The sequence below is a fragment of the Mesobacillus subterraneus genome, from assembly GCF_020524355.2.
GTDB classification, from domain to species: domain Bacteria; phylum Bacillota; class Bacilli; order Bacillales; family Cytobacillaceae; genus Mesobacillus; species Mesobacillus subterraneus_C.
The window spans coordinates 69,517-84,581 of record NZ_CP129019.1 but is presented as its reverse complement, the minus strand read 5'-3'; the positions used below and the strand labels follow the sequence as shown (position 1 = coordinate 84,581).

At 41.6% G+C, this 15,065-nt stretch carries 8 protein-coding genes; 1 reads left to right on the top strand and 7 read right to left on the bottom strand.

Annotation, left to right across the window (positions count from 1 at the left end; translation table 11 throughout):
- Positions 1–9: 9 nt before the first annotated feature.
- From LC048_RS00360 to LC048_RS00340, 5 genes are all read right to left on the bottom strand, one after another.
- The gene (locus LC048_RS00360; protein ID WP_306049135.1) at positions 10–348 is read right to left on the bottom strand and encodes a hypothetical protein; all 339 of its coding nucleotides are present in this window, start codon (positions 346–348) and stop codon (positions 10–12) included.
- Positions 349–504: 156 nt separating this feature from the next.
- Positions 505–1,248 carry a Wzz/FepE/Etk N-terminal domain-containing protein gene (locus LC048_RS00355; RefSeq protein WP_226601541.1) on the bottom strand — a complete coding sequence of 248 codons (744 nt, stop codon included), beginning with the start codon at positions 1,246–1,248 and terminating at the stop codon, positions 505–507.
- A 154-nt stretch (positions 1,249–1,402) separates the two neighbouring features.
- Positions 1,403–4,219, bottom strand: coding sequence for a cell wall-binding repeat-containing protein (locus tag LC048_RS00350; RefSeq protein WP_306049134.1), 2,817 nt, complete (start codon positions 4,217–4,219; stop codon positions 1,403–1,405).
- Positions 4,220–4,247: 28 nt separating this feature from the next.
- Positions 4,248–5,975 carry a S8 family serine peptidase gene (locus LC048_RS00345; RefSeq protein WP_306049133.1) on the bottom strand — a complete coding sequence of 576 codons (1,728 nt, stop codon included), beginning with the start codon at positions 5,973–5,975 and terminating at the stop codon, positions 4,248–4,250.
- A 236-nt stretch (positions 5,976–6,211) separates the two neighbouring features.
- The gene (locus LC048_RS00340) at positions 6,212–10,519 is read right to left on the bottom strand and encodes a bifunctional 2',3'-cyclic-nucleotide 2'-phosphodiesterase/3'-nucleotidase (protein WP_306049132.1); all 4,308 of its coding nucleotides are present in this window, start codon (positions 10,517–10,519) and stop codon (positions 6,212–6,214) included.
- A 255-nt stretch (positions 10,520–10,774) separates the two neighbouring features.
- Here LC048_RS00340 and LC048_RS00335 point away from each other — a divergent pair, with 255 nt between their 5' ends.
- Positions 10,775–12,943, top strand: a complete 2,169-nt coding sequence (locus tag LC048_RS00335; protein WP_306049131.1) for a cell wall-binding repeat-containing protein — start codon at positions 10,775–10,777, stop codon at positions 12,941–12,943.
- 44 nt (positions 12,944–12,987) lie between these two features.
- Here the strand turns inward: LC048_RS00335 and LC048_RS00330 are convergent, their stop codons facing one another.
- Together LC048_RS00330 and LC048_RS00325 are read right to left on the bottom strand one after the other, a co-directional pair.
- Positions 12,988–13,779 carry a cell wall-binding repeat-containing protein gene (locus LC048_RS00330; RefSeq protein ID WP_306049129.1) on the bottom strand — a complete coding sequence of 264 codons (792 nt, stop codon included), beginning with the start codon at positions 13,777–13,779 and terminating at the stop codon, positions 12,988–12,990.
- Between the two features lie 18 nt (positions 13,780–13,797).
- The gene (locus LC048_RS00325; RefSeq protein WP_306049127.1) at positions 13,798–15,060 is read right to left on the bottom strand and encodes a leucine-rich repeat domain-containing protein; all 1,263 of its coding nucleotides are present in this window, start codon (positions 15,058–15,060) and stop codon (positions 13,798–13,800) included.
- Positions 15,061–15,065 lie beyond the last annotated feature (5 nt).

Below are 15,065 nucleotides of genomic sequence, written 5' to 3'. Positions count from 1 at the left end.
CTAATTGCCTTACCAATGCCAGAGTATTTTAAAAGATTTGAAATCCTGTACCCCCTGGAATAGGACGAGGTAGAAATCATTGAGCATAAGCAAAGGCATGATGATTAAAATACTGTAAAGATAAGGCTTTGGAACACCTTCAAAAAACTGTTCGGCAGCAAAAAACACGACCAGCGAGCCAATAAGGATAGCCCCAAAGCTTAGTACAAAGCCCGAAGCCGTATTGGTTTTTATGATATCCTTCATATCATATTTTTTCTGGCCAACATAATAAACGCTTGCAGAACCTACACCAAAATTAAGCAAAGTCATCAGAGTCATAGGCAGGAGGATAATCAGCTGATACATCCCATTCCCCTCAGGCCCCCCAAAACCCTTGCGATAATAATAGAAGCCAGCAAACCAAGCATAATTCCAGATACTTGTCTCGACAAGGTAACCAGGGTATTCTTAAAAAACGTTTTCGAACTGCTCATTTAAACACCTTCTATATTTTAGGAACCTTTACTCTTGTGATTCAGCCCTTCTAGCATTCAGGACATACTTCCAGAAAACAAGGATGACAAGCATTAATTGTAAACCTAAACCCCCGCCTAATAGCATGTTTCTTAGCAGGTTATTGGATGATGCGGTGGTGGTGACTTCCACCAGGTCAGGCTTCTCCATGAGCTCTAAGTCATACTCAGCTTCTAAGAGTTCCTCTTCATAACGCGGCAATGCTTCATACCTTTTTATTAAGGTCCCAATATCAGTGTAGTTAAGATCCTCATCAGCTTCCTTAGAAGCAAGATCTCCATAAGTATCAAGTGACTGTTCAATACTCTCTATTTTTTCTTTGATTGTTTTTACTTGTTTCTCAAGTAACCCATACTGAACATCATATCGTTCATTCATGTCATTATAATATTTTTCAGCTATCATAGTGACATCAGATTCAAGTCTGTTTTTATCAGTATCAGTTGAACTTAACTCTATCTGGTATGGTTCTTTGATTCTAACGTTTAAACTACCATTAAACTTTCCTTGAAATTCTTTCTCGTACCTGCTTTCAATTAAGTTCGGCTTAGAAAGAAATTCATTATTGCCAGTACCAGTAAAAACAAGTGCAGTAGAAGTATAATTCGTTGTTCTGGTAAAACTGAAAGCCGCTCCTGCAATCATGAAAAGAATAGCTGCTACTACCAACCACAACTTCTTATTCCAAATGAATTTCACATAATCGTAAACCGGGTATTTTTGCTCGTCCATATACTCACAATTCTCCTTATTAGCCAAATTAAAACTCACATAATAGCATGATACCACAGCCGGAAAATTAAATGAACAAATCACTTTAATAGTTAATTCTCTACCAAAAAAAGAACCGTTGAAAAGATTCAACGGTTCTCTCTTTTGCTTGCTATTACTTAAGAAGATCCTTAAGTTTAGCAGCAACTGCGTCACTAACTACGCCATTCCCACCAAGAATTGTAACTTTATCAAGATTGTTGTCCTTGATAAACTTCTCAGTTTCGGCAGATAGGCTCTTGTCAGTCAGCAATACGCCTGTGTGGTTTTTAGCAGCTAGTGCTGCACCAGATAGAGCGTCTGCAAAGTCTCTGCCTGTTGCCAGGTAATAATGGTTGGCATCCTTATGGAAGTATTGCGCAACCTTTAGAGCTGTTTCGTAACGGTTTTGTCCGCCAAGACGGTATACGTATGGAAGGTCATCCGTTACAACTTTAGGAACTACCCCTGTACCACCGACTACCAATGTCTTGGAAGCTCCAAGATCACGGATTGTCTTGGCAGTTACGTCAGGAAGTGAGTTTGTTCTTGTCAATAGGATCGGCATTCCTTTATCTGCTGCAAATGAAGCAACAGACAATGCATCTGGGAAGTTGTTTCCGTTTACGACAACAACTTCGTTCACGCCCTCTGGAGCAACGTGCTTAGCGATTTTCGCAGCCGTTTCCCAGCGATCAGAACCGAATACGCGCACTACTTTGATTCCTTTATCCTTAATGGCCTTTTCAGTAGCTGCATTTACAGCTCCAGTTCCACCAAGGATGTAAACAGTCTTAGCATTCAAGCGGCTGATTTCATCGCTTGCTTCTTTTGTAAATTCATTAGGCTTTGTAAGCAACAGCGGCGCATTGTACTTCTTAGCTAATGGAACACCAGCAAGTGCGTCTGCATAGTTGTCACCACGAGCAAGAATTACAGTTTCTGCTGAATTCCAGCCCTTCTTGCTGACATCTGCGGCTGTCTTGTAACGATCGTCACCTGACAGGCGGTTAACACGATCAGCATCTACATTACGGTGAATCTTAACTTCTTGAACAACTTCGTTTCCAGCGATGTCAGTAACCTTAACAGTAAATACATTGTCTCCCTCTTTTAAGGATACCGGCACTTCTACTGTTTTTGTTCCTTCACCTAATACAGAAACAGGATCTTCAAAGGATTGTGCATACTCATGACTGTCATTTACAAACATTGAGAAGTAATTGTAGTTATCTTTCATTTCAATGTTAACAGTCAATTCTTCAACATTGTTGTCAACAAATGCTGGTGCATCAGTTGTAACAGTTGGAGCTGCTGTATCAACGAATACTTTTCTTGAGATTGAATACTCATTGCCAGCTACATCTTTAGCTGTGATGATGACATCATGCTTATCATCATTGTCAAATTTAGCTACTCCAGAGAAGTAGTATGCTTCTTCTTCTGCATCATAAGATACTGAAGCAGGTTCGCCGTTAATAGTTACTGAAGCGACTTTTACATTTTCAACAACATAACCTTCTACCGGAACTTCTCTAGTGTTATAAGCACCATAAGGTTCTGGTGAATCAACTAGAAGAAGCGGGCTATCGGTGTCGCCATTAGCAACTTCATCACTACCTTCATTGCCAGCATAGTCAATTGCATAGACCTCTACCAAAGAGTCTTTTGCCAGATCAGCTAGAGTGAAAGAAGTAGCATCTGAACCTAATTCCTTGACTACTTTACCGTTTACCACGACTGCATAACCTGCGATTCCGACACCCTCATCGCTGCCCTCCCACTTAAGCTCACCAGTCTTCTCATCGAAAGTAACTGTAACTGCAGGAGCTGTTGTATCAACATATACAGGAATTTTCTTAGACTGCCAATCTGCTCCAGTATAATCAACAACGGATTTAACTTCGTAATAGTAAAGTCCGTCTGCAACAGTTTTGGACTTTACAGATCCATCCCATAGAGAGTCTGGGTTGTACTTGAATCCATCTTCTGTTCCGCCATCAATAAAACTCTTGCGTACATTCTTTTCCATTAAAATCCTTTTTAACAACTTTTCATCTTTGTTAAGAATGTTGTATTGGACTTCTTTTGCATTTCGCAAGAACCCGAGCAATGGATTCATATCATCAAGGAATCCGTCACCGTTTGGTGAAAGGGCATAGAAGTCTTTTCCAGGAACTGGTGAAGTGAAAAACTCATCCTTATCAACAAGGACATCCGTGAAATCATATTGCGAATAATCAAAGTACTTGTTTTCACCAAGGTCTTTCATTCCATCCACAACATCCGGGCGATCCCATTCGCCGTAGAAACCTAGGAAAGGAACATTAAGTTTTGCTTCAGCACCGTTTGCATCTGTGAATTGAACGAAACCTTCAACGAAAATATCTTCAACCAATGCCTTGCTAGTTGCCTTACCGTCTTTATCCAGTCCAGGAATCTTCGCACCTGTCAGGTCAAAAGATACAGTAAAGTCAACTGACTCCCCTGCTGGGATGGTGACTGTTTTAGGAGCAACAACTTTAGCTCCTTGAATATCTCCAGCAGTCAAAGCATTTTGATCTGGAGCATCTTTTACTTCCTGATACGTATCAGTCAGAAGGCGAGTATTTACATCATAAGTAACTTCCTTATCGGAAATGTTCGTAGCAGTAAGTGTGAAGCTTTGAGACTTATCCTTGAAATCCTTCAATTCCACTTTTGCTTCTCCAGTATTCTTGTTAACAACAAATACAGGAGTATCAACTGCTGCGAATGTTTGCATCATACCAGCACCTTGTCTTCTAGGCGAGAAAGGCTGGCCATTTAGATCTTCAATCACTTTTGCTGAGTTCATCAACAAGATTTTTGCCAGTCTAGTATACTCAGAAGCTTCTAATGCTTCAAAACGGTCATCAGTCTTTAAGTATTGCTGAACTAGAGCAGATCCACCGGCAACATGCGGCGCGGCCATGGAAGTACCACTCATAAGACCGTATGAGTTATTTTGGAAGGTTGAATAAATGTTTCCGCCAGGGAGCAGTAATTTCAGGCTTCATTTCGAGACTTGGAGTAGTTCCCCATGAAGTGAAGTCAGTCATTCTGCCCATTTCCGGGTCTTCATTTTTATTCAACTGCTCGACTCCTAGAGTTTTGAGGTTCTGTTCTTCGACAACCTTACGAAGAGCATTTCCATCCGCATGAGAAATCATCGTGAATGGAACATCCCAACCGCCCTGGTCCTTATAAAAGTATGCTCCTGCATTGCTGTCATAAACGATAATACCAACAGCACCAGCCGCAGCAGCATTTTGAGTTTTATCATAGAATGATAAAGCGCCACGTTGTACTAAAACAACCTTTCCCGTCACATCTAGACCTGTATAGTCTTCAGGCTTGCCAAGTTTACCTTCAAGGCTGACGATCTCCTTGTCAGCTAAGCCATCCCAGCTGTCACGACCAAAGCCTACTGCACTGAAACCAGAACCATCAACGGTTACTTTCGTTTCGTATAGGAAACCTTCATTTCCTGAAGCTGCTACCTGGAGTGAATCAGGATTCAAACCTGGAGCACCTACAACTCCGATATCAGGGTTTTCAAAATTAGGATTATCCCAGCCGTAACCAATGTGACCAGAGTTACCAGCAGAAACAGCAGCTAATACGCCATTATCTACCGCTCTAGTAATCGCTAAGTCTTCAACACTTTCAGGCTCGTAGAAAGAAGCTGTACTTCCCAAACTCATGTTCAGGACATCTGCCCCCAATGTAATCGCATCATCAATAGCTGCCAAATAAACATCTGACCAAGTTGACGGGTAAAGTGGGTCATTAGAGAAAACCTTCATCGCCAATACTTGCGCTTCAGGTGCAACGCCCTGGATACCGCCATTTTCGACGTCACCGTTTGCTGCTACTGTACCGGCAACGTGCATTCCGTGCATGGAAGCACCAGGTCCTAAATCAAGGATTGTGTCATTCATATCATAGTAGTTGAAGCCATAAGGAACCTTTTCAGTAAAATATTTACCTTTAAGGGCTGCTTCTTCAACTAGTGTGTTAACTTCGCTCTCCTCCAGGTCACCTTCGACGCCTTCGCTTAGAACAAAGTCTTTATGGGATGGATCCACGCCAGTATCAATGACAGCTACAACCTGGTCTTCCCCTTTGAATTGCGCATCTCCCCAAGTTTGGTAAGACTGAATGAACTGATGACTTGTTTTCATGTTCGGCTGTACTTCAGGACGATTATACTCATTGCTCAAGTATACATTCTTGACTCCAGCAGTGCTTTCAATCTTAGAGATATCACCGTATGTAACCTCTCCGCTAAAACCATTGAAGACTGTAGAAAACTTGCCCTTGTACTTGATTTTAACGCCTTTTGTCGATAGTGCTTTCTTCACATTGTTCTGCTGCTTTTCAACTTTAGCAGCCAATTCGTTCTTTTTAGTTTCAGGAAGCTCTTTATATAGCTTTTTATTTTTAGTTGCGTATTCGATCGGGGTTTCTCCCTCAACTTCTACAATCACGCGAACCTTGTCAGAGACTTTGAAGTTGGCAGTTGTTTTTTGCTTTGACTTATCAAATGCTTTTCTGCCATCCCATTGTTTTGTAATTACAGGCTTTGATGGTTTTGAGTTATTTAGAGTTTCTGCTAATGCGAAGTTCACATTAGAGAACAACAACGAACCAGCCAATAGATACGTAAGTGGCTTTCTCAATTTCAATCCTTTTTCCTCCCTAGAAATATATTAGAAAAACAAAGTAAATGTGAAAAAAGACCCCCCCATTTCTTTAAATATTTAGAAAATACAGTTTAATTCTACGAGATATTTCCATTGGAGTCAATTTAAACTAGGAAAATTCTATTATATTTTTATATTATTCTTAATATTGTATTTTAATAGATAATTAAACGAACTAAAAAAGAAGAGTGCAGATTGCACTCTTCTTCTCCAACAGACTATTTGTTGATTTTTGTTACACGGCCTTCAATCTTAGGGTTTACTGTGCCGTTAGCCTTGATATAACCTACAAAGCCTTCTAGATCAACTACATCGATAGTACGGTCCTTAATAGTTGCAAGAATTGCATAGCCATCTCCACCATCAGCCATGTAATTATTAACAGTAATAGAGTACGTTTGATCTGCTGCTACTGGAGTTCCATCTTGTTTTGTAATAGATACGATGCGGTCTCCAGCGGCTCTTGAATCATCGTAAGTAACTTTTAAGCCAGAAACAGGCATGATGCGTACTTTACTTCCCCACTGCTGTTCAAGCAATGTCTTGATTTGAGCACCCGTTACATCCATTGTTACAAGGTCATTCCCGAAAGGCTGAACTGTGAAAGCTTCCTTCCAAGTAATCTCCCCTGCATCAATATCTGCGCGGACTCCGCCAGAGTTCATGAAGGCAAAATCAGTGCCTGTCTTCCAGCGCATTGCATCGGCAACCATGTTGCCCATTGCAGATTCTCCATCAACGTTTGCTTCCCTGCTGATGAATTCAGTTGCAGTACCGATTTTTTCATTCAAAATTGGGGCTACATCTGCAATATAAGTGTCCAGAATTTCTTTAATTTCAGCATCTGGAGTAATTCCGTCACGCTTTACATCAACGATTTCTGCAGTTGCTGAAACGATATCTTTAGTAGCAGGATCTATCATAAGATCTACATCAGAGAAAGCTGTTCCGTAAGAATAAGACTGAACTAGAAGTTTGCCATCAACAACTGTATTTGTATACTGGTGATTGTGGCCGACAAACAATACATCTACTTCATCATCTATATTCTTTGCGATATCAACTAACTCTTCTGTTGCATTGCTGCCATCTCGGTCGGATTTTGCTGGATTGTGAGTAATAACCACAATCGCTTCAATCCCTTTGTCTTTCAATTCTTTTGCATACTTATTAATTGCTTCTGTTTCATCAGTGAACTTAACACCAGCCGTGCCGCTAGGAGTTACGATGGATGGTGTATCAGAGTAAGCAATACCAATGAATCCTATCGGCACTCCGTTCACTTCTTTTACTACATAAGGGTCAAGAATTGGCAGATTTGTATTTTCATCGACTACGTTAGCGGCTACATAAGAGAAATCAGCACCTTCAAACTCACCGTATTTCTCAACCGTTTTAGGGTGGCTGCCTCCGTTAATCAAGCGAAGCATTTCGTCCACGCCTTCATCAAACTCGTGGTTACCCACAGTACCTATATCAAAACCAATCTTATTGAGAATATCAATAGTAGGCTCGTCCTGTAGCAATGCAGAAACAGGAGAACTTGCACCAACTGCATCACCAGCATGTAGCATCAATGTGTTTTCTGGATTTTCAGCTTCGTGTTTCTTTAAATATGCAGCTAAATATTCAACTCCGCCAGCATTCAACTTAGAATTAAAAGTATCAAGCTGTCCATGGAAGTCATTGATTCCAAGTAGTTGAACTTCAAAAGGCTTGCCCATCATATCCAATTGGTACTTAGCAAAACCATTTGCACCATTGCCAACATATTTGATGTTGTCAGAGCTTTCTGCAAATGCTTTAGCTGCTGGAGATGATTCAAATGTCACATTTACATTTGTGTTGATTGGTGCTAGGCTCCAGTTTTGATCAGCAGATGGATTGATCGTCTTGTTCTTGATGATATAGTTCATGACAACTTGTCTATTTTCATCAGGTGAAGAATAGATCACTCTCTTTCCATCAGGGTTAGCAAGCTTAGTGAATGAAGCTCGATAGTTGTTAGTAGCAATGACAAATTGCTGATCATCTGCAACTGGCTTACCTTCATAAGAAAGGTTTTTAATTCTGCTTGCACCTTCGTTAACCACTTTGCCATCTTTATCATACTTAGCTGGCTGAGTTACATCAATTTCATAAGTAACACCATCAAGTGTATCGAAGTTATATACAGGGAAATCACTGTTAATCAAAGATTGTTCAGTTGTTTCAGCAGGGTCGATTTGATTAAAGTTTACTGCTGTCCACTCAAGATATTCCTTAACTTGAGCACCAGATAACTGGATTGCAGTTACTGTATTGGGATACTTATACAGGTCAGCAACGTTTTTGATTGCAATTTCCCCAGCCGGGAAATACGTATATTCATCCGCTCCGTTTCTTCCTGCTTTGAACGGTGCTGCAGAAGAAAGAACCGGTAGATCTTCATACTCTGTACCTTTTAGTACATTTTCAATGTATTCCTTTTGCGCGTTGCTAACGATTTGTACGGATGGGTCATCCTGTACGCGTGCAAAGTAGCTGTAAATTGGCGCAGTAGTTGTTCCAATCGGCTGGTTGATATAGTCAACTGTAGCGTCATGGGAAGGTTTCATCACATCAACAATATTCTTGTCTACTTCAGCATCCTTAGCAGCAAGAACTTCTGATTTAGATCCTTTAACACTCCACTTTCCATCTACTTTTTCCAATTCCAGGTCAATGACACCAAGGTGGCTTGCATCGACAATGGACTGAACAGCCGCAACACCATTGATTGTTCCGTTTACGTTATCAACACCAGCAATGCCATTGTATGACTTATCAGATGGGAATGCTTTATGTGTATGCCCGAACACGATTGCGTCGATGCCAGGGACTTCGCTTAATGCGAATACTGAATTTTCTTTGTTATCCTTGTCGACATCGAAGCCAGAGTGAGATAAAGTTACAACGATCTCAGCTCCATCCTTCTTCATTTTTGGAACCCACTTCTTCGCAGAAGCTACAATATCCTCAGTAACAACTTTGCCTTCAAGGTTTGCTTTGTCCCACTGCATGATTTGCGGAGCTACAAAGCCAATGACGCCGACTTTAATAGTGTGCTTTTTGCCTGATTCGTCTACTACTTCCTTATCAATAATTTGATAAGGCTTTACAAAGGTCTTATCGTTAGACGGATCATTGTCATGGTCATCATTGTAAACATTAGCAGAAACAAATGGGAATTCTGCAGTTCTCATGCTGCCTTCAAGGAAATCAAGACCATAGTTGAATTCATGGTTTCCTAATGTTGCAGCATCATAGTCCAATTCATTCATAGCTTGATAGATTGGGTGCTCTTCATTCTTTACAAGGGTATCAGAAACGACACCTTCTCCGCCAAGAACTGTTACAGATTTACCATCTACTAGCGCTGCAACTTCCTTAAGCATTGAGTTTCTCTCTACAAGAACAACAGGAGCATCTTCTCTTGCAGCTAGTACTGAACCTGCTAAAGCATCAGCAAATCCGCGTCCAGTTGAAACGAATACTCTTGTTTTAACGCTGTCAAGTTCAGTAGCAACCTTTAGAGATGTTTCGAAACGTGTTGCTCCGCCGAAACGTGTTGCTCCTTTAACAGACTTCTCAATATCAGTACTGATCACACCAGTACCACCGATCAATACAGTATCAGTGACGTTCTTTAATGCTTCCTGTGTTTCTGCAGGAATTTTCTTTGCATCAGTCAGAAGGATCGGAAGACCATTCTTAGCTGCATATGGTGCAGCGGAGATTGCATCTGGATAATCACGGCCATTTACAAGCACTGCTTTAGTGCTGTTTCCTAGCTCTTCTGCTACTAGAGCAGCTGTCTCAAAACGGTTTTCCCCGCCAAGACGCTTAACCCAAAGCTTCATCTTGGATGAAAGAGTTGATTGAATCTGTGAAGAAACTGCTCCAGTTCCTCCGACAATTACTACACGCTTCGCACCAAGGCGTTTGATCTCAGCCTTCGTATCTTCATGTAAAGTGTTTGGCTTAGTTAATAGGATTGGTGCGTTATATTTATAAGCTAATGGTGCCGCTGCCAAAGCATCAGCAAATTCATCTGATCTTACAAGAACAACCGTTTCAGCTGATTCCCAGCCTTCCTTAGAGATGTCGATCGCAGTCTCAAAGCGATCCAATCCCGCTAAGCGGTCTACAAATGTCAGTGGTTCAACTTTTGCCACATAGTCTGTAAACGGATTGCCCTGAAGCATGTCACCGTTGTCCAATAATAAGTTGTTAGCGTTTTCTTTTCGTTCAGCCTTAACTAAAGAAGAAACCTTCACTAATCCTTTCGTGACTTCTGTGTCAGTAAAATAGTCATGGTTCATGATGCTTCCATGCACATCAGTAGTTCCCATGATTTTCATCTTTACAAGCGCTTCGCTCGACATGACATTCGTCGGCGTGCCCTCTGCGAATACTGGCGTGCCGGCTACCGGGGATACCAATAAACCAACCGTCAAAGCAGATACAGCTAGTCCATTTAATTTCTTTTTGAACTCTTTTTTCACCCTAGTCCCACCTTTCAAGTATGTAACAGCAAATCTATTATATACGCAAAAATAGTAATAATATATCACTTTTTGTAAAAAAAGTGTGAAATTTTTATTTATTTGTTTTATTCACATATTAATATTTTGTAAATAATAGTCTTTCAAAAAAATCCTGCCTAGTCCGATAAAAAAGTATAATAAAAGTAAAAGATATCTTATATATTCTTCTTTAGAGATTCTTAACATCATTTCGACTTAGGGAGGTCCGTTATTTTGGGGAGATGGGCTAAATTTGTATTTTTGTTAAGTGTAGTATTCTTCCTTGGAAGCATGCCAGTAAATGCAGAAGAAACGAAAAGAATTGTCGTAAAGTACAAAACGGAGCAGGCAATTAAAGGACTTTCTTTAAAAAAAAAGGCCGAGGATCAATCAAGGAAAACAAAAATACTAACAGTATCGAAAACTGAAACACAAAAAGTAATGAATGCTTTAAAAAAGGATCCCTATGTTGTCTACGCAGAGGAAGAGAAGGAATATCAGTATTACAGCCCACCTGTAAATGATGCCTATTTCGCAACTTATCAATTGAAGGATTTCAACGCGATAAAAGCGGCAGAAGCATGGCGAAGCTTCATTCCAAAAGCCCGTCCGGTTGTCGCCGTACTAGATTCAGGAATCGATATGTCCCATCCCGATTTAAAAAACATGATCTACAAGCCTTACAATATCCTGAACGGCAGTTCGCTTCCTTTCGATGATGTCGGTCATGGAACCCATGTGGTCGGAATCATCGGGGCAGAAACCAATAATAAAATTGGCGTTGCCTCACTTTCAAAGGGCAGTTATATTATGCCAATCAAAATCGGTACAAAGAACGGAATATCTAATATAGATTTAGCTGACGGCATCTATCATGCGGTGAAAAACGGCGCTTCCATTATTAATATCAGTGTCGGAGGCGAGTATAGTGAATACGTTGAGGAATCATGCAATTACGCGTACCAGAAAGGGGTTCTCGTTATTGCAGCTGCAGGAAACGATGGTGTGCCTTACGAGAGTTATCCCGCTGCCCATAATTCAGTTATGGCAATCGCCGCCAGTGACAGCAGGACAAATACACTCGCTGATTTTTCAAATTATGGGGACTGGATTTCCGTCGCAGCGCCTGGCGTCAATATTTACAGCACTTACCTGTCTGGCAAATATGCTACAATGGACGGCACAAGTATGGTCTCCCCTATGGCCGCATCACTGGCTGCTCTCATCAAAAACCATCATCCTGGCCTGACTAATAACCAGCTGAGATGGATCATGGAAGCAAGCAGTGAGGAGTATGAAGGATCTTTATATCACTCTAATGGACGAATGAATGCCCAAAACAGTTTAACGCTTTTCAAAGATTACTCGAGAGCGTATGGTGCCACTTCTGTCGAAACATCAAATACCATTTCAATGACAGGGTGGGAAACTGCCTTACCAGGTGTCTTAATGCCAGAGGAACTGGAACTTAATCCTGACCTGCCAGCCAGGGAAGGAAGATTCGTTATCATGGCCAGCAATCAGAGCTTCCCGGACAGTCTGGCTGCAGGTGCGCTTTCATATAAACTCGATGCTCCGCTCTTACTCACGTACCCTAACAGTCTCAGGCAATCTACCATTGATACATTGGGAGAGCTGCAAGCCGACCAAGTGCTGATTATGGGCGGCCCTGGGGCAGTCTCGGATAGCGTGAAATCAAACTTGGAACAGCTCGGATTTGAAGTCCATCGTTTAATGGGAGATGACCGATTTGAAACAGCAGCTGCAATCAATGATTATATTGCCAAACGGAGCGGCAAGGTCATTGTCACAAACGCCCGCGATTTCCCTGATGCTCTTTCTGTATCAGCCTTTGCCGGCAGCGAACAGATTCCAATCGTATTTGTTGAACGAAACTCTATTCCGGAAGCAACCAAGGAGTTCCTCAACAAATACAAGTTCAGCAAAGCAATCGTAATCGGCGGTCCTGGGGTAGTATCTGACCAGGTTCTGAAACAGCTTCCGAATGGCGAAAGAATCGGCGGGGCAGATCGATTTGATACCAACAGAAAAGTCATTAATTATTTCAAGCCTACAAGTGACTTTAATGGAGTCATCCTGGCAACAGGCAGGAATTTTCCAGATGCCCTGTCCGGAGCACCGGTATCAGCGAAACTCGACTATCCGCTAGTACTGGTGGATCCTGCAAAAGGACCGGCAGCCACCTTTGACTTTGTAAAACAAAAGACGGCATACAGCAACATGCCTGATATGATAACACTGGGCGGTCCGGCAGTTATCCCTCCGGCCATCGTCTGGCGATTCGATCAAATCTTATATAACAGCTGGTATAACGAGGAGTACGGACCTTATTTACAATTCAGCAAGCACGTTGATAAACCTTTCTCCTATAATAAAAAATAATTACTAAAAAGAGTCAGCCCCTAACCGGCTGACTCTTTCCATTGTTATTGACTTAACTCATTGGATATATCTGACCCAACCACCCCTTCACCGCCAAGAATCACTGTATCCGAAGAGACATTCGCGTTCAGGATATTCCGTGTCCCATCTTGCATCTTCTTTTGTTCTACCAAAAGCATTTCAGCGCCATCTTTAGCAGCGGCAACAGAACCGGCAAGAGCATCAGCAAAACCTCGTCCATTGGCAAGGTAAAATGCTTTATGGTCACCTAGCATTTCCGTAATTTTATTTGCTGTCGCAAATCGGTCAGCTCCTCCAAATCTTGTAGCACCTGGAAGACTTTCGAAAACTTGTTTGCTAATGACGCCTTCACCGCCGACTACAATGGTTTCAGCAACCCCTGCAAGAGCTTTCTGCGTGTCAAGCGGAAGTGAGTTCCTTTCACTCAGCAAAATGGGATAACCCTTTTCCGCCGCAATTGAAGCAACGGCCAATGCATCAGGAAAGTCTTTTCCATATGCAATGACTGCCTTGTCAGGCACCCCATTCAATGATCTTAGTTTATTGGCAATGAGCATGGCCGTTTCAAATCTATTTTGCCCGCCAAGTCTTTCAAACTCCTGGATACCAAGAGTTTTCAGTTGATCTACTACTGATGCCGGTACAGCACCAGTCCCTCCAAGAATCACAGCCTTTTTAGGTGTCAATTCCGAAATGACCTGCATGATTGCCCGTGGAAGAGAACCTCGTTTCGATAACAAGATCGGCGCATCCAATGCATAGGCAAGAGGTGCACCTGAAAGTGCATCAGGGAAATTCTCCCCATCTGTTATCACCACCGTATCCGCTGCCGGTCAGCTATTACGGGCAATTTCCGCTGCCGTATCGTAGCGTGTAGCTCCTCCAAGCCGGGTTACTGTTCGTTCAAATTCAATTTCTACCCCTTTTTTCCGCAGCTCATGGATTAACTTAATCGATTCAGGACTAAGCGGATTATTTTTTAACTTTACAGTTCCTGCAGAAAGATTCCTTAAGGGACTGATGTCTACAATATTATTGCTCTCTAAATCTATTTCCCCCATCGTTACAGATTCCAGGACTTTTATATCTTTTAAGCTGTTATGGCTAAAATCCAGCTTGTAGTCTTTATCGCCTGAAAAGTTCAATCCGGTTAAACTCCCCAGCTGATTATAACTTACATCCAACAGCTTAAATTCTGTCATACCATTCAGCGGTTCAAGACTGTTAATGGAGTTTCCGCTTGCCTTCAAACTGGTTATGCTATGAAGCTTTTGTAATGGTTCAAGACTAGACACCTCATTCTCACTTATATCCAGCCTTAATGTCCCTCTCACTTGAATGCCTGCCATTGGAGAAAGATCCTTAATATTATTCCGGGCAAGATCAATTTCTCCATCCTCTACATTTAGCCCTGCTAAAGGTGATAAGTCCGAAATTTCATTATCATTCGCATACAGGTAAGCAAGACTGGCAATCTCTTTCAGCGGAGAAATTGACTTAATCCTGTTTCCGCTAACCAACAGCGTAGTCAACTTTTCATAACCGGCAAGCGCCGCAAGGTCAGTGACTTTATTTTCATCCAGGTCAAGATATTCCAGCTCTGTCAGACCTTTTAACGCTGTAATATCCTGAATATTATTTTTAAAAAGAGATAGAGAAGTAAGCCCATTAAGCTGCAATAGTCCACTTAGGTCAGTAATCTGGTTTCCCCCCAGGCTAAGCCATTGTAAATTGTTAAGGGGCTTCAAATCCTCAACAGAAGATAAACCATCTCCATCAGCGATTAATGTTTCTATCGAAGTATTCCCTTCTAAATCTCCCAGTCTTTTAATTTGATTACCAGAGATATCGAGCTCTTTTAGATTACTAGCACGTTCAATTCCTTTAAGACTGCTAATCCTCTTTTCCGGTACCAGCAGCGACTGAATCGTTTCCATGTCCTGAAGACTGATTTCTGAAGTTTGTTTCAGCCCAAGCTGTTCCTTTATAGCCTTGTCAAAGTTCTCATCCGCAATGAACGTTTCGGCCTGGACCGCTGGCGCAGCCAGAGAAAAAATCAATATCAATGAAAATAACAGATTCAAGATTCTAGACATAATTC